This window comes from Nocardia donostiensis, assembly GCF_002081715.1.
GTDB classification, from domain to species: Bacteria; Actinomycetota; Actinomycetes; order Mycobacteriales; family Mycobacteriaceae; genus Nocardia; species Nocardia donostiensis.
In genome coordinates this window covers 59961-80825 of record NZ_MUKP01000020.1, presented here as the reverse complement: position 1 = coordinate 80825, position 20865 = coordinate 59961, and the positions used below count along the sequence as shown (strand labels likewise).

The following is a 20865-nucleotide window of genomic DNA, read 5'->3' as shown; positions in this document are numbered from 1 at the left end:
CCACCTGCACCCATGGCGCTTCCGGCCGATAACGATCACATCGCCGTGGTCGTTATCGGCTTGGTCGCATAACCCATGAAAGAAATAACGGTGCTCTTTATCCTACCGAAATCGAGTCTTCGACTGAGTTCACCGTAGGTTATCTTTCCTCGTCGCGCTCGCATGAGATTCATGACGAACTGCGGGCCTGGCCTCTTCGGTCCGAGACCGACAATCTCGCCGGGGCTCATACCGCGCTGTCGGAGAATGGCATTGAGCTCGTCCGGCTTGATGAACATCGAGAAGATGTGCAGATCAACGTTCACCAGTCGCGTCAGGCGCCATTCTTGGAACATCTTGATCATCACGAGCTTGCTCATCATAGTGCGGTTGACCGTGTCGAACAGATACAGTCCGCCTGGCTTCAACACGCGCGCTGTCTCGCCGATCGTCTTGCCGAGGTCGGCAACATACTCGAGTACGTCACAGCAATAGACGACGTCGAACGTGGCGTCTTCGACCGGCAAGTGCTCACCTACACCGACACGGTAGTCGATATCGAGGCCACCCTCTCCGGCGTGAGCACGGGCGGTTTCGACCGATACCTCCGACGGATCGACGCCGACGACGTCGAATCCTTTCTTCGCGAATTCCTCGGCAAGAAAGCCACCGCCGGATCCGATATCGAGCGCCTGCAAGCCCGAATAATCGGTGCCGAGCTTCTCGGTGAGTACTTCCTGGAAATACCCGAACCGGCCGGGAGTCATACTGCCGTGCAGCGTGTTCAGTGGATTGGTCTCGTCCCACCAGGTTTCACCGATGCGGTTGTATATATCATTGTCGATGGGCATCGCCACCACCTCCGTACATGAAAGTGTGCGCCTGAGGGTTCTGCTGAGTCCAGCACAGGAAGTGGACACCAGGCCGGGACAGCTCGCCTACCTTCTGAGAGTGGCTGCTACATACTCGGCAGCCTCGGCCAGGAGTGCCGGTTCATACGCGGCGTCCACAGTCGCCTTACTCGACATGATTGCGATGACGAGCGGCGCGGAGTCCGGGGGCCGAACGATCGCGATATCGTTGAGCGTGCCGTAGTCACCGGTCCCGGTCTTGTCGGCCACCACCCATCCACGCGGTAGGCCGGCCCGGATCCGCCGCGCACCCGCCTTGGTGGCATTGCGCTCCAGCAGATCCCGCAGGAATGCCCGTTTCTCAGGCGCCAGGGCCTCGCCCAGCACGATGTGCTGGTAGTCGGTGCCGAATGCCCGCGGCGAGGTGGTGTCTCGCGGGTCGCCGGGAGTGGCTTCGGTGATATCCGGCTCGACGCGATCCATCCGGGTGACGGTATCGCCGAGGCTTCGCGCGTACGCCGTCAGCTCGGACGGCCCCCCGAGGTCACGCAGCAGCAGGTTACCGGCGGTCCCATCGCTGTAGCGGATGGCTGCGTCGCACAGCGCGCGGATAGTCATTCCCTCGGCGACATGCCCCGGTGTAATGGTGGCATTTTTCAACAGATCGGCTTCGGTGTAGTGGACGACGGTGTCCAAGTGCGATAGCGGGTTTCGGTGCAGCACTGCCGCAGCAGCGAGCCCTTTGAACGTCGAGCAGAATGCGAATCGCTCGTCCGCACGGTAGTCGATGATGTCGCCGGTACCGGTAGCGAGGGCGTACACGCCGAGGCGGGCGCCGTAATCGCGTTCCAGCTCGGCCAGGCGCGCATGGCGAACCTGCCCCTCGGGTGCGCCAGATGCGGCGGTCGAAGCGGGAACAGTTGTTTCATCCTTCGTGCAACCGGCCACCGATACGAGCGCCGCCATCGCCAATAGCGTGCGGCGGGTGAGAACCGGTCGTCTGAGAGCCATCGATCGTTGTCCTGTCCGTCGAACTGGTGGTACAGAGAGCCAGGCCCGGGTGAGCCACTCGACCAGGCTATGCCACGTGCTCATGTCTACCGTGGCCGTTTCCGTACTGCGGCCGGCCATGACCCACCCGGCGCCGGACCAGTTCGGGTCGAAGCAACCCCACTGTGCCCGCCTGCCCGACAGGCAGGTCTTTGCACGTCGTGCACTGGCCGACGATCGGCGGGTGTAAGGCAGGCCCGTTCGGGTAAGCATCGCCGGTACGTCACTCTCGTAGCCACCCGAGGAGTGCAGCGATGAAAGCTATCCAGTATGTCCGGGTCGGCGAGGCGCCGGAACTGAACGAGATCGAGAAGCCTGCGCCGGGGCCGGGGCAGGTTCTGCTCGAGATCACCGCAGCGGGCGTGTGCCATTCGGATGATTTCGTCATGAACGCGCCGGCCGACCAGCTCGGTTTTCCGCTGCCGTTGACATTGGGGCACGAAGGCGCGGGTCGCATAGCCGAACTGGGCCCGGGGGTAGATACCGTCGAGGTAGGAATGAATGTGCTGGTCTACGGGCCGTGGGGATGCGGGGTGTGCTGGTTTTGTTCCCAAGGCGTGGAGAACTATTGCTCGCGGGCGGAGCAGCTGGGAATATTTCCGCCCGGGTTGGGCGCTCCCGGCGCGATCGCCGAGTACATGGTCGTGGATTCGCCGCGCCACCTCGTTCCCATCGGTGAGCTCGACCCGATCAAGACGGTGCCGCTGACCGACGCGGGCTTGACGCCGTATCACGCAATCAAACTCTCGCTACCGAAATTGGTCCCCGGCGCCAATGCCGTAGTCATCGGAGCGGGTGGGCTCGGTCATGTGGGGATCCAGTTACTCCGGCACCTGACGCCCGCGCGGGTGATCGCGCTCGATGTCACCGAGGACAAGCTCGAGTTCGCCGAGTCGGTCGGTGCGCACGAAGTCGTCTTGTCCGATGAGAATGCCGTCGCCAACGTTCGGAAGATCACCGGCAGCGCAGGTGCGCAGGCGGTGTTCGACTTCGTCGGGTACCAACCCACCATCGACACCGCGATGGGTGTTGTCGGTACTGCCGGTGACGTGACGATCGTCGGTTTGGGCGACGGTAAGGCGGCGGCGAAGGTCGGTTTCTGGGCGCAGCCGTACGAGGTGGCGGTCAGATCGCCGTACTGGGGGACGCGCAACGAGCTCATCGAGCTGGTCGATCTCGCGCACCGGGGAGTTCTCGATGTCGCGGTGGAGACGTTCGATCTCGACAATGGGGTGGAGGCCTACCGTCGGCTCGCTGCAGGCAACCTGAAGGGCAGGGCTGTGATCGTGCCGTGAGCCTCGACGCCGAAGCGTCCTCGGTGCAGGCCTGCCGATCCGGCTCTCGACGGTGACCTGATGGCCGGGTGCACCTGGTGTCCGAGGGTGGCGCTCGCTGTGTCCGGCGACCCGGAGGAGGATGCGGTCGATGTCTGTTGGCCCCCCGGCCTCGGCCGCGTTGCGTCGATGGGTGGCAGTGCACCGGCGCCTGGACAACGACACCTATGCGGCCTTCGCGCTGGCCACAGCGACCCTGATAGCGCTCGCCTGGGCAAACCTCGGTTCGAGCTACTCGACGCTGTGGTCGACCGAAGCGGCGATCACCGTGGGGCACTTCGGTATCTCGATGTCGCTGGCGGAATGGGTCAACGAGGGCCTGATGACCGTCTTCTTCTTTTCGGTGGGTCTCGACGTCCGACGCGAGGTGACGATCGGCGAATTGCGTGATCGGGGGCGGGCGGCGCTACCGGCCTACGCCGCACTCGGTGGCCTGGTCGCGCCCTCCGTCGTTTTCCTGCTTTTCACCCACGGGCAGCCGACGGCATCGGCGTGGGGAACGGTCATCTCGACCGACACGGCGTTCGCGCTGGGCATGCTGGCTCTGGTCGGTCCACGCAATGCTCCCCGGCTGAAGGTCTTTCTGCTCACTTTCGCCGTGGTAGACGATATCGGGGCGCTGAGCGTGATCGCGATGTTCTACACCGAGCATCTCGACCTTGTTGCCCTTGCAGGTGCGGGGCTCGGCATGTTCATGGTGTGGCGGCTGCAACGTCGCGGCGTGTGGCGAGTGACGCCGTTCCTCGTCCTCGGTGTCGCGACCTGGTGCGCGATGCAGGCGTCCGGGGTGCACGCCACGCTGACGGGGGTGCTACTCGCGCTGCTCATGCCGGTCTATCCGCAGCGCGCCCAAGACGCCGAGCATGCGTCGCAGCTCGTCCACCTGTTCCGCCAGGCGCCGGTGCCCCGCGCGGCACGGGTGGTGCGCCGCAGCATCGACTACGCGGTGCCGATGAACCAGCGCCTGGCCGAACTACTTCCGCCGTACGTGAATTACCTGGTGGTTCCGGTCTTCGCGGTGGCCAACGCGGGCGTCGCACTGTCCGGTGACGTGCTCGCCGGGGCCCTCGGCTCGAACCTGACATGGGGTATCGTCGCCGGTCTCGTGCTCGGAAAGCTTCTCGGCGTCACCGGCGCCGCGGTTCTCGTTCAACGGTACCTGCCGTCGTCGCGGGTCCCCGGTCTGGACCTGCCGCGCATCGCGGGGGTCGGGGCGCTGTCCGGGATGGGCTTCACCATCTCGCTGCTCGTCGTCGAACTCGCGCTGGACGACAGCCTCGCGCAGGACGAAGCACGGGTGGGTGTGCTGCTCGCCTCTACGCTGGCGCTCGGGCTCGCGTGGACCATTTTCCGGATCGGTGACCATGCGAAACCGCTGCCGACTCCGGCCGGGACGGCATTGCAGCGCGACGTGGACCTGAGCCGCGACCACGTGCGTGGTCCCGTGGACGCGCCATCCACCGTGGTGGTGTATGCGGCCATCGACGTCGACTATCGGACCCGAACCGCGGAAGCATTGACGGAGGTGCGCGAACAGCTCGGCGACGAGCTGCGGATCGTGTTCCGGCACCACACCACCGTCGACGAGGCCATGACCCGCGCGCTCGCACTCGAGGCCGCCGCCGAGCAGGGACGGTTCTGGGATATGCACGATGCGCTGGTCCAGCGGACCTGCGACACCGACGTGGACACCCTCACCGATATCGCAGGCGAGATCGGGCTCGACCGCAACCGGTTCGAGCGCACCCTGACCAGGGGTGAGGGCCGGACCCGGGTGGAGGACGACAACCTCGATGCCAGCGCTGCCGGGCTGCCCGCCACACCGGTCCTGTATGCGCAGGGAGTCCGTGTGCGGGGGCCCGCCAACTCCTGGTACTTGACCGAGCTCCTACGCAAAAGTCTGCAGCGGGAAGGCGACGGCCCACACTGGTAGATGGGCCTTTCGGCTTCGGCCGCATTCGGCTCGCCGCTTCTACCAGGACAGCCACGGGTGCAGGTCGGGCAAGGAAAAGGAGGCGAGGAATGCCGGGGAACTTTCCGCACGTTCTGGACACCATCACCCGCTACCTCGACCTCGCCGGGTGTTCGCGTGCGCGCTGCTGGGTGGTGTTGTCGCACGCGCCGGGAAGCTGGACCTCTTCGGCTTCCTGGCTGTCGGCATCGTTTCCGGGCTCGGCGGCGGTGTGATCCGCGATACCCTGCTCCAGCACGGCACGCCCGTCGCGCTCACCGACACCGCCTATCTGCCCACGGCCGTGGTCGGCGCCTTGGTCGCCTTCACAGTCAGCATCGGCGAAGAGGGGTGGAAGCGGCTGTTCTTGGTGCTCGACGCTGCCGTGATCGGTTTCTGGGCGGTGACCGGTGCACAGAAGACCCTGGCGGTCGGACTCGGCTGGCTGCCGGCGATCCTCCTTGGCATCACCACGGCTGTCGGAGGCGGTGCCTGCCGGGACCTTGTGCTGCTCCGGGTTCCCTCCGTCTTCGCCGACAGTGGGCTGTACGCGTCTGTCGCCGCCGTGGTGGCCGCCGTCATGGTGCTCTGTTCCTACCTGCACCTACCGGCTCTCGGCATCGTCCTCGGCATCCTGCTCGCCTTGGTCCTGCGGATCACCGCGGTCCGGCGTGGTTGGGGCCTGCCGCAGGGCCGGGACTGGCGGCCGCAGACCGCGTTCGCCCCCCCTCAGCGTCGCCGTCTCTCCCATCACCAGGTTTCTTCCGACTATCCGGAGGTCCATCATGTCCGATTCCGTAACGACCGTCCTCGACGGTCTCTCCGCCGTCCGCGGCCCTGCCGAAGACTTCTACAAGGACTTGCACGCCCACCCCGAACTGGGCCTACAGGAATACCGCACCTCGCGGCGGGTCGCCGAGCGGCTGCGCCGGTGGGGCTACGACGACACCGCTGGTCTGGGTGGGACGGGTGTGGTTGCCACATTGGCGAATGGCGAGGGGCCGAGCGTCCTGCTCCGCGCCGATATGGATGCGCTGCCGGTCGAGGAGGCCACCGGCCTGCCGTACGCTTCGAGCGTCACCACCACCGACCAGAACGGCGACGAGCGGCCGGTCATGCACGCGTGTGGGCACGATATGCACGTCACGTGCATGCTGACCTTCGCGTACCTGATGGCGCACGCGAAGCACGCTTGGCACGGCACACTGCTCGTGCTCTTCCAGCCCTCGGAGGAGAACGGGGACGGCGCGAGCGCCATGGTCGACGACGGTCTCGCCTCGAAGATCACGAAACCGGATGTGGCACTGGCCCAGCATGTGTTCCCGTATCCGTCCGGTTATCTCGGCACCCGCGCCGGCTCGGCCTTGGCTGCAGAAGACAGCCTGCGGATCACGGTGTACGGGCACGGCACGCACGGCTCCGAGCCGCAGAACGGGGTCGACCCGGTGGTATTGGCCGCGATGATCGTGGTGCGGCTGCAAACAGTGGTCTCCCGGGAAGTGGCACCCACTGCCCCTGCCGTACTCACCGTGGGTAGCATCACGAGCGGTGTGAGCCCCAATGTCATCCCCGACTCCGCCACCTTCCAGATCAATGTGCGCACCTACGACGACAAGGTTCGAAAGCAGGTGCTGGAGGCGATCCAGCGCATCGTGCGGGCCGAGTGCACGGCTTCCCTTTCACCGAAGGAACCGGAATTCACGCAGGTCAACGCGTTCCCTCCGACCGTCAACGACCCCGAGACCACCGCACGGGTCGCCGACGCGTTCAAGACGTACTTCGGCGATGCCGCACATGATATGGATCTCATGATGGGTAGTGAGGATTTCAGTATGATCCCCCGGGCCTTGGGCGTCCCGTTCACCTACTGGGGTTTCGGCGGCACCGACCCGGCAACGTACGCCGCAGCCGAGAAGAAAGGCACCATCGAACAGGACATCCCGGTCAACCACAACCCCAGCTTCGCCCCGGTCGTTCAGCCGACCCTGGATACGGGTGTCAAGGCATTGGTCGTGGCATCGCTGGCCTGGCTGCAGGGGGCGCGGACATGACAGCGTCTTCATCCGATGGCACGAGAACAGACGGCCGCTGGTGTCCGCCCTCAGCGCGGCCCGCGGACCGCGGACAGATACCGCGGCCGTTGCCACTCCTGTTCGATCTCGTCGGGTAGTTCAGGAACCGCCCGGTCGTATGCGGCCGCCAGCTCGGCCGAGCTGGCGGCGCGCACCGACCACCCGTTTCCCAGCAGCCACTGCTCCGGGTCGGTTCGTTCGTCGCGGTAGAACAGTTCGGTCGGGTCGATATCACCGAACGGGTTCTTGTCGAAGTACTTGGATTCGAGGGCCGCGAAATTTTTCGTCTCGGCGCCCGTCGGGGCACTTTCCACGCCGAGGTGGCTGCCGGGGACGGAAAGTTCGTCGATATGTTCGAACAGTGCGTCCTGTGCCGTGCCGGGCAGATACGGTAGCAGGCCCTCGGCCGACCACGCTGTGGGTTCCTCGGGGTTCAGTCCCGCCGACACAAGCGCCGCAGGCCAGTCCTCACGCAGGTCGACAGCCACGGGCCGACGATCGGCCTTCGGTGTTGCCGCATGTTCGGTGAGGACCCGTTCTTTGAACTCGAGCACCTTGGGTTGGTCGATCTCGAAGACGGTGGTGCCGGTGGGCCAGTCCAGCCGGTAGGCTCTCGCATCCAGCCCTGCGGCCAGTATCACCGCCTGCCGGCCCCCGTCCGCGGCGGCCGACAGGAAGAAGTCGTCGAAGAATTTGGTCCGGAATCCCATGAATCCGGGAATCAGCGGCGTATCGCCGATCTTCGGCGGGTCGTCCAATAGGTCCAGGAAATGTTGTTCGCCCGCAGCATGGACGAACAGCGCCGCGTAGTCGTCGCGGATCAATGGATCGGGATGGGCCGATTCCAGTGCCCGGAACGTCGCGACCCCCAGCGCGGTGAGTCCCACGCTGGTGACGATGTCCCATACGTCTCCGTCGGTACGAATAGCTGAAACTCCTCCCCGATCGTCGCCAGATATGGACGTGACAATTGTTCGGTCGGCAAGATCATGTCCGATGCCTCTGCGGCCGAACTCGCTTGCCCATGGCAAGCCGGAAGCAACAACCGCAGACAATTCTATGACCGGCCGGCACAGTCAGGGGGCCGCAGTGTACTCGTTGATGTCAGACGGCCAGGCCGCCGGCGAAAGGCATCGTCTGCCATTGGTCGACGGCCGGTTTCAGGTACTCCACCAGCGGGGGCAGTTGCGGCGCGAGTGCGAGGGAGGCGATGGCCCGCAGCATCCCCACGGCGTTCACGAAGCCCAGGACATCCCGGCGCAACGGCCTCGAGCCGTTGCGTTGGGCGCCGCGGTTGTAGGCGGATTCGTGGACGGGGCCGAGGGCAGCCAGGTCCCATTCGACGGGACCCAACGTGACCAGCTCGAAGTCGGAGTAGAGATCCCCGTCCACTCCGGGGAAGATGTTCGCGGGTGGGGAGTCGCCGTGGATCGGCTGGATGTCGACCCCCGGGAACGCTTCGCCGAACGCCGTACGCGAGCGCACCAGAGGTTCCAGGACCTGCCACTCGCGACGGGCGCGGTCCAGCTCGGAGCGACCGATGAGGTCGGGGCGTTTGTCGAGCAGAGCAAGACTTTCTGTGACGAACCGCGGTTCGGCCGCGGACAGAAACGACAGGCGTCCCGGGTATGCGCGCAGCGCAGCGTGCAGGTCGGCGACGCTTTCGGAGTTCGCCACGTAGTCGGGCTCTTTGTCTCGGTCTTCCTCGACGAACTGCCAGAACGTCATCGAAAACCCGTCGCGCTGCACGGGTTCTCGCGGCACGAGGGGACTGGGAGGGATCACGGGGGTCCCCTGGTCGGTGAGCCACCATGTCACGTCCAGCTCCGCCTGCTGTCGGCGCGCCAGGGAATCGAGGCCTGCGTAGTGCGGCAAGACGGTGGGAATCCGGGCCACGACCGGTGCGGGCGCGAGGCGGACAACCACGGAGAACAGGTCGTGCAGCACCGCGACATCGGTCACGGTGAGCCCGAGATCACGCCCTGCTCCGACAGCCGCGTCGACTGCAGCGGCGGTGCGGCGGGCGAGATGTTGCGGACCCATGAAACCGGACATGGCCCCATCGTTTCACGGCGCAGTGTGGATACTGGCTGCATGCCACGTTCTCTCGTGGACGCTCGATCGTTGCCTGTCGAGCTGCGCCCATACCTGCGAGAGCTCGTTCAGCGCACCCGCACCGTGTGCGGGCCTCACCTCATCACGGTCTGCGCGGTGGGCTCCATCGCGCTCCAGGACTACCGGCACGGACGCAGCGACGTGGATATCATGGTCGTCGTCGATCCGTCGCTGCCCGGCCACACGCTGCGCGAACTCGCGGTATCACTCGCCCACCCCGCCCTCCCCTGTCCTGCGGCCGGGCTGGAGCTGGTGGTTTACGGCTCGGATTTCACCGTGCATCCCTCCGCCGAGGCCGGCTATCTCCTCAACCTCAACACCGGCCCGCTGTTACCGGACCGCGCCGACTTCGACGCGAAGCATTCCCCGGCTTTCTGGTTCGTCATCGATCGCTCCATTGCGCGCCAGAGCGGGCTTCTCCTCCATGGGAGGCCGATCGGGCAGATCGTGGCGACCTCCTCCCGACGCGACCTGTTCGCGGCGATTCTCGCCTCGGTTCGCGAACATACCGACGGTGGCGGTCACCTGCCGGACAACCAGGTACTCAACGGATGTCGATCCGTGGTGTTCTGCCGCACCGGCCGATGGTCGGCCAAACGAAGCGCTGCGCGGTCGATCGCCCTGACCGAAAGCGATTTCCGGCCCCTCGTCATGACTGCGCTGCGCAGTTTTCAGCGCCCTCGCTCGTCGCCGCTGACACTGCCCGCGGCCGATGTGCGCGCATTCCTGACCTGGGTACGCGAACGCGTCGAAGAAACCGCTGAAGCGATCGGCATCTGAGCGCGGTCCCAGTACTGGCTCGCGGAGGTGTAGTCACCTGCCCGGAGGTGACAGCCCAGCGAGCATTCTGCCCGCTGGCGTCCAGCGCCAACGCAACCGGTGCCGTACACACTAGTCATCGAAGCCCTTGGAGCGGCTTCCCTGCTGTCGCAAGAGAAACAAACCCAAGGGCTTCGCATGCGGCGCTGTGATCCGTGCAGGGTCACGGAAGGGCGCGAGCGGATGTATAGCAGGGGCATCAGCTGAGGCCGGCGACTTCGTGGGCGATCGCCGCGAGCCGGGCCTGAGCGGCAGAGACGACGCCCTGCCGGTTCTTGTTCGCTTCCTCGTAGGCGACGATCGCTCGTACGTCGGCGGGCTCGGTCAGTTCCTTGATGGCGGCGACAGCTTGGCTGACGTTCCGATCGGGGTAGTCGCTGATGGGCAGCTCGCCGGGTTCGAGGACGCCGGTGGCGGTGCGGATCGAATGTAGTGCGTCGGCGGCGGCATCGGCGCCTTCGCGGCGGGTGACCTGCTCGGCGGTCACGAGAGCGGCGTCGCGGGAAGCGGTGAGAGTTTTGACGGCGACATCGCCTGCCTGCGCGCCTTGGGCGAGCAGCTCACCGAGCGCGGGCGGGGTAGCACGGACGGTGTCCAGCACCCGGTCGAGGCCACGGGCAGACCAGGTGACCGGGGTGTTGACCAGCTTCACTGCGGTGCCTGCGGCCGCCTGGAGTGGGGAACGGCGCAATGCGGCAGGCCCGCCGAGTGCGTCTTCGGCCAGGACGGTGGTCAGCCAGTCCACGGTCGCCGAGTGCGCGGTGATCAACCGCTCCGCCAATGCCACGACGGCGGGCTGCTGGGTGGTGGTCGCGAGGACCTTGATGTAGCGGGCACGGTCGAGGAGCTGGTGTTCGAGGGTGAGGTCCCCGAGCAGGGTTTCGTCGAACGGCTGGGCTTGTTCGACCATCGCCTTGACCGCGGCGGCGACCCGCCCGAGGAAGGGGCCGATCAGCTCCGGGACGCCGCCGAGTTCGCGGAGAGCGGCCTCGATGGCCGCGGCACGGACGCGGGCGTTATCGGCGTTCGCGGACAACTCGCGGCGCACCGCCTCGGTCCTGGCCTGCGCGATCCGGGTTTCGGCGATCTGGATTTCGGTGTTGGTCAATTCGAGGACGGCGCGCAGCTGCGCCAATAAGGTAGTGGTGTCACGGGTGCTCATACGGATCTCGTCCTTTCGGCGTCAACAGCATCCGGTCGGTGCCAGGTGCACCGTTACCGCGACTACCCGCACTACCATCCGCTAACCCGCTCCCCTACGTCCCAGCCCGACCGGAATACACCACTCCAACCGGGCATGAGAGGGCTGTCACGGGATCCGACCGAGGCCGGCGCAGCTGTCTCACTTGTCGCAGCTCACTCGGCGTCCAAAGTCCGCGCGGTCGCGACGAGCTGCAACTGCAGCGCCAAACGAACCCGCGGATCGTCGAGCTCCATATCGACGAGCTGCCCTATCTGCCCCATCCGGTAGCGCAGGGTATTCGGATGAATGTGCAGGGCGCGCGCCGCCTCAGCCGGCCTGCGGAAATGTTCGAGATAGGCCAGCAAAGTTGCGGCGAAATCGGTGCCACGCAATCGATCCTGTTCGAGCAGCAGCGGCACCGGCCCGCCGAGCAACCCGGATTCGGTCCGCATCGCGGCACCGGCCCGCTCGAGGGTCACCTCATGCCACACCTCCTCCAGCCCGAGCGCCGGACCGCCTGCCCGGCCGTCCACGATCAGCCGGCTCACCTCAACCGCCTCCGCACGGGACCGGGGCAACGCTTCCACCCGGTCGGCCTCGCCACCAGCCGCAACGAACATCGACTTGTCATGGGCGTACACCTCGGCGGCGATAGCCCGCAACCATGACCAGCTCCCCACCGTACGAGGTGTACCCGCCGCGCGGACGACCGTCACCGGCACCCCGTCGACGTCGGTGATCAGCGGCTGCCCCCACCCGTAGCGCCGCACAATCGACTCCCACAGGCCGAGGCGATGGTGCGGATCGTCGCCGGTTTCGGATGCGCCGAGCGCGACCACCCGTAAGGGGCCCGTCGGCAGCCATGTCCGCGCTGCCTGCGCATCGGATGCCGGGGCGAGCAGCACGGACCGCAACCGTTCGGCGACCATCCACCCGGCGGCGCCGGTCTGCGCCTGCAGCCGCAGCAGGTGCAGAGCAAGCGTCGCGGACGCCTGTGTCAGCTCCCGAACCTTCTCCTGCGGTACCGGCTCGGTCGCCACCGCCCAGATCGACCCCAGCAGTTCACCACCTGCGCGCACCGGGATGATCAGTCGCGGCAGGACACCATCGGGGCCTGCCTCGACCCAGATCGGTTCGCTGGAGCGATGAAGCTTGCGGAAGACGCCGCGGGAACGGAAATACGAGGTCACCTCGTCGGGTACCCGGCGACCGACGATCGTGGAGATCCGGGCGGGGTCGGCGCTGTCCTGGACCGCCGAGTACGCCAGCACCCGCGATTGCGCGTCCTCGATCGTTACCGGCGCGCCGACGATTCCCGCCGCGGCATCGGCGAAGACGACGAGCTCGCTGTAGACGTTGATGTCCCGTGCTGCCATCACCCCGAGCGAGCGGTCGAGGACGCTGCGCGTCAGCCACACGAGGTGGGTCCACGATGCCTGCCGTGGCAACTCGAGCAAGCCGACACCGAGTTCGGCCGCATGCTCGGCGAGCCGCGCGTCGATCGGGGCGCGCAGCACCACGGCCGCGGCTCCGACATCGGCCGCGCGGGACAGCAGGGCCGCCGCGTCGTCGGGAGCGTGCACCCCGGCACCGAGGATGAGGGCGCCGGGACGGTTTGCGACGATCTCGTCGCGCTCTCCCATCACCACATCGCCGACCCGATCCTCGGCCCCTTCGACCAGTCGGTGCAGCAGTGCCCCGCCCAGCGCCTCCACCAGCTCTGCGATCCGAATCATGGCGCCACCCTCGCACATTGCTTTAGTTGGCACTCGTACTGAGACCACAATCAGACGCGTGTTCATTGGAGCGACTCGACGATGACAGGCCACCGCGCCAGCCCGACGATCGAGGCAGTCGACATCGCAATATCGCGCATCAGGAGGCGGACATGGCCGGAGACAACAAGCCCCGCGAACACGTCGTGGTCGTCGGCGCTGGCATGGTCGGCTTGTGCACGGCGTGGTTCCTGCAGGAGCACGACATCGAGGTCACCGTGGTGGATCGGGTCGGGGTGGCCGGCGGCGCATCGTGGGGCAATGCCGGGTGGCTGACGCCGGGGATCAGTATCCCGCTGCCCGAACCGGCGGTCCTGCGGTACGGCCTACGCACCATGCTGAGCCCGTCGTCACCGGTCTATATCCCGCCCAGCGCCGATATTCGGCTGATGCGGTTCCTCGCCGGGTTCGCGCGCAACAGCACTCAGTCACGATGGCGTTCCGCGATGGGCTCCCTGGTGCCGATCAACCGGCTCGCCCTGGAGAGCTTCGATATCCTCGCCGACGGTGGGGTGCGCGGGCGCACCGAGGAAGCCAAAACCTTTCTCATGGCCTATCGCACCGAGGCCGAACGGCGCGTGATGCTCGAAGAGCTCGAACACATCCGTGCCGCCGGGCAGGAGATCGGATTCGATGTCCTCACCGGCAAGGATGCGCAGGAGATCGAGCCATCGCTTTCGGACGAGATCGGCGCGGCCGTCCTGCTGCACGATCAGCGGTTCATCAATCCGGGCAGCTATGTCGGGCAACTGGCCGACGCGGTGCGCGAGCGCGGTGGGGAGATTCGCGACGGCGAGGTCACTGCGATCTCCGACGACGGGCCGCAGGTGCGGGTCACCGTCGGGGCGCAAACCCTCAGCTGCGGCTCGGTGGTGCTGGCATCTGGTGCGTGGCTGGGTGGGCTCGCGCGCCGGTTCGGGGTGCGGACCATCGTGCAAGCCGGCCGAGGCTACAGCTTCTCGGTCGCCGTGGATCATGTACCGGCCGGGCCGGTGTACTTCCCGGCGCAGCGGGTGGCGTGCACGCCGTTGGGCGACCGGCTTCGCGTGGCAGGGATGATGGAGTTCCGCAGCCCGGAGGCAGCGCTGGACCGGCGGCGGATCGAAGCAATCGCCGACACCGCACGCCCGCTGCTGCGCGGTGCGGACCTCGATTCCCGCCAGGACGAATGGGTGGGCTCACGCCCATGCACCCCGGACGGGCTGCCCCTGATCGGCCGGACCCGTTCTCGCCGGGTGCTCGTTGCCGGTGGTCACGGCATGTGGGGCATCACCCTCGGACCAGCCACCGGACGATTGCTCGCCGACACCATCGCCACCGGCCGTGTCCCGGCCGAGCTGGCTCCTTTCAACCCGCTGCGCTGACCTCGAGACACCTGCTATGTGTAGATCCGAGCCAGCTCCACCAGCTTCGTGGCACGCGCCAACCGGGGAAGGTGAGACCCGTCCCGAACAGGTGTCGGGTCTTGGGTGTGCTGGTCGAGAAATTCTCTCGCCCAGTCGACCTCGGCTCTCGACGGTGACAGCAGGCGATCGACTACACCGGTCTGCTCGGGCCGCAAGCAGAGCCTGCCCGTCATTCCTGCTGCCGCAGCATGACCGGTTTCGGTTTCGAGTGCCTCGAGATCCCGAGATACCGTTGGGCCGTCGATGGGTCCGGGGAGGCCGGCTGCGCGGCTCGCTACGGTCAACCGGCACCGTGGATACAGCATGGTCAGCGGATCGTCGGATATTCCGGTATCGCGCCGGAAGTCGCCGCTGCCGAAAGCCAGCCGCGAGGTGGCGGTACGAGCCGCGATATCCGCCGCCGCTTCGAGCCCGGCGGCTGATTCGATCAGCGCGACAATCGGCAGAGCGCGGGGTAGCCGGGCTGCGGTCGCGTCGACCTGATCGCCGTGTTCGGTCTTGGCAAGAACCACTCCCGCCAATCCGGGCATATCGCCGAGTTCGGCGAGATCATCGGACCAGAACGTGGATTCGGCGTCGTTGATTCGAACCCAGGCACGGTGTCCGGTCCGTAGCCGTTCGGCCACATGCGAGCGGGAATTCGGCTTGTCCGGTGCGGCAACGCCGTCCTCCAAGTCCAGAATGACGACGTCTGCTCGGGAGGCGAAGCCCGGTTCGTACAGATCGAGATCATTCGCGGCGATCAGCAGCCAAGAGCGCGCGTATTCGAAGGTCACCTTGGGTGTGGGAATCGGTGTGGCGTGGTCGTTCATCACAGCAACTTCCGGGTCGGAACGGGCGGTCGATCACTGGTGAGGTCAGGGCGCGATACCCACGTACTTCGTCGCGAGGTACTCCTCGATGCCCTCGGCTCCGCCTTCCCTGCCGAAGCCGGAATGTTTGATACCGCCGAACGGCGCGGCGGCGTTCGACACCACGCCCTGGTTGACGCCGACCATGCCGAACTGCAATCCCTCGACGACGTTCAGGATGCGGGACATGTTCTCGGAGAAGACATACGAGGCCAGCCCATACTCGGTGGCATTGGCCATCGCGACGGCCTCGTCATCGGAGACGAACGTCGAGATCGGCGCCACCGGACCGAACAGTTCCTCCCGGGTGATGGCGTGATCGCCGACCTCGGTCAGGACGGTGGGCTCGAAGAAGTAGCCCGCTCCTGTGCGTACGGAACCGCCGGTGAGCACTTGCGCACCGTGTGCGGCGGCGTCCGACACCAGCCGGGCCACCTTCTCCCGCGCCCGTTCGTCGATCAGCGGCCCGACCTGTACGTCGGGGTCGGTGCCCCGGCCCATCCGTTGCGCAGCCATCGCGGCCGCGAACCGGGCACCGAACTCCGCGGCGACCGACTCGTGCACCAGCAGGCGATTGGCGGCGGTGCACGCCTGCCCCACGTTGCGCATCTTCGCTATCATCGCGCCCTCGACCGCGCGGTCGATGTTCGCATCGGCGAAGACCAGTAGCGGCGCGTTGCCGCCGAGTTCCATCGACACCCGCAGAAGTTGGTCACTTGCTTGCGCCATCAGCCGTTTGCCGACCGCTGTCGACCCGGTGAAGGTGAGCTTTCGCAGCCGGGAGTCCTGTAGTAGCGGTGTAATGGCCTCGGCGGCACGGGTGGTGGTGACGACGTTGAGAACACCGGCGGGCAGCCCCACCGACCGGAGTAGCTCGGCGAACGCCAACGAGGTGAGCGGTGTCTGTTCGGCGGGTTTGAGCACCATGGTGCACCCGGCGGCGATCGCCGGCGCGATCTTGCGGGTCGCCATGGCGAGCGGGAAATTCCACGGCGTGATCATCAACGTCGGCCCGACCGGCTCCTTCATCGTGAGCAGACGGGTCGTGCCCTCCGGAGACTGCGACCAGCGGCCCCCGATGCGCACCGCTTCCTCGGCGAACCAGCGCAAGAACTCGGCGCCGTAGCGGACCTCGCCGCGCGATTCGGCCAGAGGTTTCCCCATCTCGAGTGTGATCAGCAGAGCGAAGTCCTCGGCCCGCCGAACGACCTCCTCGTAGGCCGCTCGCAGCAATTCCGAGCGCCACCGGGGTGCGGTGGCGGCCCAGGCTTCCTGAGCCTTCGCCGCCTCGTCCAACGCGGCCGCCATCTCCGCAGCGCCTGCGTCGGCAACATAGGCCAGCGGGTCACCCGTCGCTGGATCTTCCACCACGAAGCGGCTCGCGTCGTCGGCTTCGCGCCACTCGCCGCCGATGAGCAGGCCGGTGGGCACCGTCTCCAAGAAATTCATATCGCGCAACTCCGCTCTCGCTTTCCGATCCGGGATTCGTGCGCTGGTGGTGGCTCGACGCCGCAGCACCGTGCTCAGCAGCGGACCACCACCGGCCCGGAGAAGGGTGTCAACTCCGAGGGTCGGCTGAAATGCGCCGTCTGTCACAACAGCTCGTGCGGACCTGTCCAGATTGCGCACTCGCCGCACACCCGGAGTCGGGCAGGCTGGTAGCCGATCGACAGTAGTCACGCCGACAGCAGAGGAACCCTATGGCAACACTTCGCTCCCATGTACTGATCGACCAAAGCCCCGACGCGGTGTGGCAGCTGGTCCGGGACGTCCCCGGCATCAGCCGCTGGTTTCCGGCAATCATCGCTTCCACCGGTGATCAGCAACGCCGTACGGTCACGCTGCAGGACGGCAGCCGGCTGGAAGAAATCGTTGTGACATTGGACGACCAGCTGCGCCGACTGCAGTACCGGGTGGTCGACGGAGACCTCCCGATCACCGACCATCTGGGCACAGTCGACGTTCTCGACGTCGGCGAAGACCGCGCGCTGGTGGTGTACAGCACCGAGATCGAGCCCGCCGACCTCGCGGACGCGTTCGGACCGGCGTGCGCCGAAGGTCTGGAAGGGTTGCGGAACGCTTTGGTGTGAGCCGTATCGCTGCGGTCAGTCGCCGGGATACAGCTGCAGCGCGAACCACAATTCGGCCCGAACAGTAGGGTCGTCGAGATCGCGACCGAGCGTATCGGCGATGCGGGTCATTCGATAGCGCAGCGTATGGCGGTGGATGCCGAGGGCACCTGCGGAAGCGTCTGCCTGACCGTTGTGGGCGAGGAAGGCGCGTAACGTCTGCGAGAAATCGACCTTGGATCCCTGATCGAGTTCGGTGACCGGTGCCAGCGCCGCCTGCGCCCATGCCCGGGTATCGGGCCCGCTCAGATGCCTGAGCAGGCCCGCCTCGGAAACATCCCTGGCCATATACAACTTTCCCGGCTTGTCCGGTGCTGCTTCGAAGACACCGCGCACTCGCCGCCATGCCTCCGGCAGTTCGGCCACCTCGACCGTATCGGTCACGGCGCCACGGCCGTGCGGCACCCGGCGCAGGATCGCCTCTAGCGTCCGTACGTCACCCTCGGCTGTCGGCAGCACGATCCCGACTCGGCCCGGCCGTAGCTCCGCGATCACCGTCTCGATCCGGCGCAGCGCATGGTCGTTCTCGGCTGCCTCGAGGAGATCGAGCGCGTGGCGGCGCGGCACACCGAGCAGGGCGGCCCTGACCTGCCCGTCGGGGATGGGAACACGCAGGGTCTCACTCGTGGTGCGGGCGACCTCGGCGTGGCCGCCCAGCAGCAGCTGCAGTACAGCCAGGCGATTGTTTCGCGCAGCTTGCCGCAGCTCGTCGCTGCGGTGCAGGTCCTCGGCGAGCAGATAGGTCGCCGTGTCGACGAGCGAGCGCTCGACGGCGTTGAGCGGATTCGCCCGCCCGATGGCGATGAAACCACGAATACGTCCGGCCACTCCGACCGACCGGATCGATACGGTCTCCCCTGGGATGGTGAGCGACATCGCGGTGGGGCGCGCACGGGTAGCGAACCGGGTCAGCTCGGTCTGCACCAGCGCCAAGTGAGCGCGGGCGCCCTCCGGGATCGAAGCGAGCGGAGCACCGGTTCCGTCCAGCAGCAGCATCCAGCCGCCGACCATGGCAGCGATACGCTCGGCGATACCTCTGGTGCCCTGGGCAGCAACCGATGCGCGAACCAACTCGCGGTGCGCGCGGGCAACCGCATCAGCGGAGTCGGTCATCGTGGCTGCGACCCCCTTCCGATTCGTGGCCTCCCAGCATGCGATATGGGCATACCGGCAAGGCCTGGCCGACGTGGAGCGACGTGGCCCCGCTGTTGTACACAGCGGAGCATTGCACCACAGTCGACACCGGCCATCATTCGAAGCAGTATCGGATATCGCCCTGACCTCCCCGACAAGATCGGACAGCAATGCCCTCCTCTCGCACGGTTCTGCACGCGCTGCCGGGCGGCCTCTCACGGCCGGCCGTGCAGGTGCGACAGGCAGGTAACCACCAGATCCTGGTCGAATACGGCGATATGGAGGTCGACCTGCGGTTGAACTTCCGTGTCCACGCACTGCGCCAGGCTCTTGTCACCGACCCGGTCGACGGCGTGATAGATACCGCGCCCGGCTTCCGTTCGATGATGGTGACGTTCGATCCGGATCGCATCTCACGCACCCGGCTGTTGCAGGAAGTGATCGCGCGCGAGCGATCCGCACCCGATCTGGAGTCACTGGTCCTGCCGAGCCGCACAGTGACGCTCCCGATCGCGTTCGACGACGAAATGACCCGCGAAGCCGTCAAGTACTACCGGATCACCACCCGCAACGACGCGCCCAATGTCAGGGACGGGGACAACATCGACTACATCGTGCGCTACAACGGTTTCCCCAGCCGGGAGGAGTTCTTCGCTCGTTTCCTCGCAACGACCTGGTGGAATGCCTTCATCGGCTACTTTCCCGGGCTTCCTTCGCTGTTCTCGATGGACCCGCTGACCCAGATCTCGGCGCCGAAATACAACCCTGCGCGAATGTGGACCGCGGAGGGCGCCGTCGGCATCGGCGGACCCTGCGTCGTGCTGTACCCGGTCGAAGCGCCCGGCAGTTATCAACTGTTCGGCCGTACCCTGCCGCTGTGGAACCGCAATTTCGCGGGTAATTCCGCGGGTAATTCGGACAGCGGGACGGGAGAAACCGCCCCGGCGGCCGTCGCCGCGCGGTCGAATCTGTTCCAGGTCGGTGACCGGGTGACATTCACCCGGGTTACCGAAAAAGAATTGCTCACCCTGCGGCTGCGCGTGTTCGAAGGCAGCTACGAGTACCAGATCGCCGACGACGACTTCGTCGTCGCGGAGTATCTCGACGAAATCGCCCGTCTCGCTCCCAAGGCGGCCGCCATCGTAGCCGAACGTCAGCTGGCCGCCAGCAGAGTGGAGGTCCCGTGAGCATCCGGACATCGATCGAGATCATCGATCCTGGCCTGCAGACCACCGTCCAGGCCTGGCCCGGACGCCTGGGACTGACGTCGCTGGGCTACTTTGCGGCCGGTCCCATGGACCATGTGTCGATGCGTGCCGCGAACATTCTCGTCGGCAACCCCGTCGGGGCCCCGGCCCTCGAAGTTCCCAAGATCGGGCTGTCGGTCGCGTTCCTGATCGATACCCAGATAGCGATCGCCGCACCGGACGGTACCGCGGTCCTGCTGAACGACATACCGTTCCCGGCCTGGGAGACGCTCGACGTGCGGTCCGGCGACATACTGCGGACAGTGGGGGCAGGCGGCCCAGGGTTCCGGCTCTATCTCGCGGTCCGCGGCGGCATCGCGGTGCCCGAGGTTTACGGGTCGGCGGCGACCTCGCTCGTCGCAGGCATCGGTGGCGTGGAGGGCCGGGCGCTGGTCCGCGGCGATCTGCTCTCGACCCGCAGCAGGGCCCGGCTCCCCCGCCGACGCCTTCCCGAGTCGATGCGCCCGCGATTCGTGACCGATTGGGAAGTCGAGATCATCCAGGGGCCGCACGCCAGCCCCGACTACCTGACCGACGACGACTGGGCGGAACTGCTGCGCAGGCAATGGCGGGTCGACCTGAACTCCGACCGCATCAGCACCCGCCTGAATCCGCACCGGTTCACCTGGGCGCGACCCGACGGAGGTACCGCGGGCGGCCACCCGTCCAATGTTCTCGACGCCGCATATCCCGCGGGCGGTGTGCTGGCGAACGGTGATGTGCTGACGATCCTGGGTATGGACGGCAACACCTCAGGCGGCTTCGCGGTGGTAGCCACCGTCCCTTACTGCGCACTGTGGAAGGTCGGGCAGATGCGTCCGGGACGCGACACCATCCGTTTCCGGGAAGTCGACTACGAAGAGGCTCTGGCCTTGAACAAGCGCGTCGATTTCACGGTGGATCCGCGTCGGACGGTCCGGGTTCCGTAACAGGCGAGGTCGTGGCCCGCGCCGCCGGCAGCGGCGCGGG

General features: G+C 66.5%; 17 protein-coding genes and 1 pseudogene. 9 read left to right on the top strand and 9 right to left on the bottom strand.

Annotated features, from left to right (window positions below; translation table 11 throughout):
• Positions 1–35 precede the first annotated feature (35 nt).
• The gene (ubiG, locus tag B0T44_RS15105) at positions 36–830 is read right to left on the bottom strand and encodes a bifunctional 2-polyprenyl-6-hydroxyphenol methylase/3-demethylubiquinol 3-O-methyltransferase UbiG (RefSeq protein ID WP_077120426.1); all 795 of its coding nucleotides are present in this window, start codon (positions 828–830) and stop codon (positions 36–38) included.
• A gap of 87 nt (positions 831–917) precedes the next feature.
• Entirely contained in the window at positions 918–1841 is a 924-nt protein-coding gene (gene bla / locus B0T44_RS15100; RefSeq protein ID WP_077120398.1) for a class A beta-lactamase, read from the bottom strand.
• Between the two features lie 293 nt (positions 1842–2134).
• On the opposite strand from bla, the gene B0T44_RS15095 reads away from it, so the two are divergent.
• From B0T44_RS15095 to B0T44_RS15080, 4 genes and pseudogenes are all read left to right on the top strand, one after another.
• Positions 2135–3175, top strand: coding sequence for an NAD(P)-dependent alcohol dehydrogenase (locus tag B0T44_RS15095; protein WP_077120396.1), 1041 nt, complete (start codon positions 2135–2137; stop codon positions 3173–3175).
• Between the two features lie 130 nt (positions 3176–3305).
• A complete protein-coding gene (nhaA, locus tag B0T44_RS15090; RefSeq protein ID WP_077120424.1) occupies positions 3306–5147 on the top strand; it encodes a Na+/H+ antiporter NhaA in 1842 nt (613 codons plus the stop codon).
• A 148-nt stretch (positions 5148–5295) separates the two neighbouring features.
• Positions 5296–5697, top strand: a pseudogene (locus B0T44_RS15085) (trimeric intracellular cation channel family protein); the annotation flags it as partial.
• Between the two features lie 253 nt (positions 5698–5950).
• Positions 5951–7216, top strand: a complete 1266-nt coding sequence (locus B0T44_RS15080) for an amidohydrolase (RefSeq protein ID WP_077120392.1) — start codon at positions 5951–5953, stop codon at positions 7214–7216.
• 50 nt (positions 7217–7266) lie between these two features.
• Here B0T44_RS15080 and B0T44_RS15075 read toward each other — a convergent pair whose 3' ends face one another.
• Both B0T44_RS15075 and B0T44_RS15070 read right to left on the bottom strand, forming a co-directional pair.
• Complete coding sequence (locus tag B0T44_RS15075; protein WP_425436884.1) at positions 7267–8196, bottom strand: class I SAM-dependent methyltransferase; 930 nt, start codon at positions 8194–8196, stop codon at positions 7267–7269.
• 145 nt (positions 8197–8341) lie between these two features.
• Positions 8342–9292: a phosphotransferase gene (locus B0T44_RS15070; RefSeq protein ID WP_077120390.1), complete on the bottom strand. Its 951-nt coding sequence runs from the start codon at positions 9290–9292 to the stop codon at positions 8342–8344.
• A 39-nt stretch (positions 9293–9331) separates the two neighbouring features.
• Here B0T44_RS15070 and B0T44_RS15065 point away from each other — a divergent pair, with 39 nt between their 5' ends.
• Positions 9332–10132 carry an aminoglycoside adenylyltransferase domain-containing protein gene (locus B0T44_RS15065; protein WP_077120387.1) on the top strand — a complete coding sequence of 267 codons (801 nt, stop codon included), beginning with the start codon at positions 9332–9334 and terminating at the stop codon, positions 10130–10132.
• Between the two features lie 238 nt (positions 10133–10370).
• On the opposite strand, the gene B0T44_RS15060 is transcribed toward B0T44_RS15065, so the two are convergent.
• Positions 10371–11333: a DUF8129 domain-containing protein gene (locus B0T44_RS15060; protein ID WP_077120385.1), complete on the bottom strand. Its 963-nt coding sequence runs from the start codon at positions 11331–11333 to the stop codon at positions 10371–10373.
• 194 nt (positions 11334–11527) lie between these two features.
• Positions 11528–13090 carry a PucR family transcriptional regulator gene (locus B0T44_RS15055; RefSeq protein WP_077120421.1) on the bottom strand — a complete coding sequence of 521 codons (1563 nt, stop codon included), beginning with the start codon at positions 13088–13090 and terminating at the stop codon, positions 11528–11530.
• A gap of 152 nt (positions 13091–13242) precedes the next feature.
• Here B0T44_RS15055 and B0T44_RS15050 point away from each other — a divergent pair, with 152 nt between their 5' ends.
• On the top strand, positions 13243–14493 hold the full coding sequence (locus B0T44_RS15050) for an NAD(P)/FAD-dependent oxidoreductase (RefSeq protein WP_077120383.1): 1251 nt from the start codon (positions 13243–13245) through the stop codon (positions 14491–14493).
• Between the two features lie 14 nt (positions 14494–14507).
• On the opposite strand, the gene B0T44_RS15045 is transcribed toward B0T44_RS15050, so the two are convergent.
• The gene (locus B0T44_RS15045) at positions 14508–15347 is read right to left on the bottom strand and encodes an HpcH/HpaI aldolase/citrate lyase family protein (protein ID WP_077120381.1); all 840 of its coding nucleotides are present in this window, start codon (positions 15345–15347) and stop codon (positions 14508–14510) included.
• Between the two features lie 45 nt (positions 15348–15392).
• A complete protein-coding gene (locus tag B0T44_RS15040) occupies positions 15393–16835 on the bottom strand; it encodes an NAD-dependent succinate-semialdehyde dehydrogenase (RefSeq protein ID WP_077120378.1) in 1443 nt (480 codons plus the stop codon).
• 251 nt (positions 16836–17086) lie between these two features.
• Here B0T44_RS15040 and B0T44_RS15035 point away from each other — a divergent pair, with 251 nt between their 5' ends.
• Positions 17087–17476: an SRPBCC family protein gene (locus B0T44_RS15035; RefSeq protein ID WP_077120376.1), complete on the top strand. Its 390-nt coding sequence runs from the start codon at positions 17087–17089 to the stop codon at positions 17474–17476.
• A 15-nt stretch (positions 17477–17491) separates the two neighbouring features.
• Here the strand turns inward: B0T44_RS15035 and B0T44_RS15030 are convergent, their stop codons facing one another.
• The gene (locus B0T44_RS15030) at positions 17492–18628 is read right to left on the bottom strand and encodes a PucR family transcriptional regulator (protein WP_077120374.1); all 1137 of its coding nucleotides are present in this window, start codon (positions 18626–18628) and stop codon (positions 17492–17494) included.
• Between the two features lie 191 nt (positions 18629–18819).
• Between B0T44_RS15030 and B0T44_RS15025 the strand changes: the two genes are divergently transcribed.
• Together B0T44_RS15025 and B0T44_RS15020 are read left to right on the top strand one after the other, a co-directional pair.
• Complete coding sequence (locus tag B0T44_RS15025; protein ID WP_077120372.1) at positions 18820–19836, top strand: 5-oxoprolinase subunit B family protein; 1017 nt, start codon at positions 18820–18822, stop codon at positions 19834–19836.
• A complete protein-coding gene (locus B0T44_RS15020) occupies positions 19833–20825 on the top strand; it encodes an acetyl-CoA carboxylase biotin carboxylase subunit family protein (protein ID WP_081512169.1) in 993 nt (330 codons plus the stop codon). The genes B0T44_RS15025 and B0T44_RS15020 overlap by 4 nt, the downstream gene beginning before the upstream one ends.
• The last annotated feature ends 40 nt before the right edge of the window (positions 20826–20865 follow it).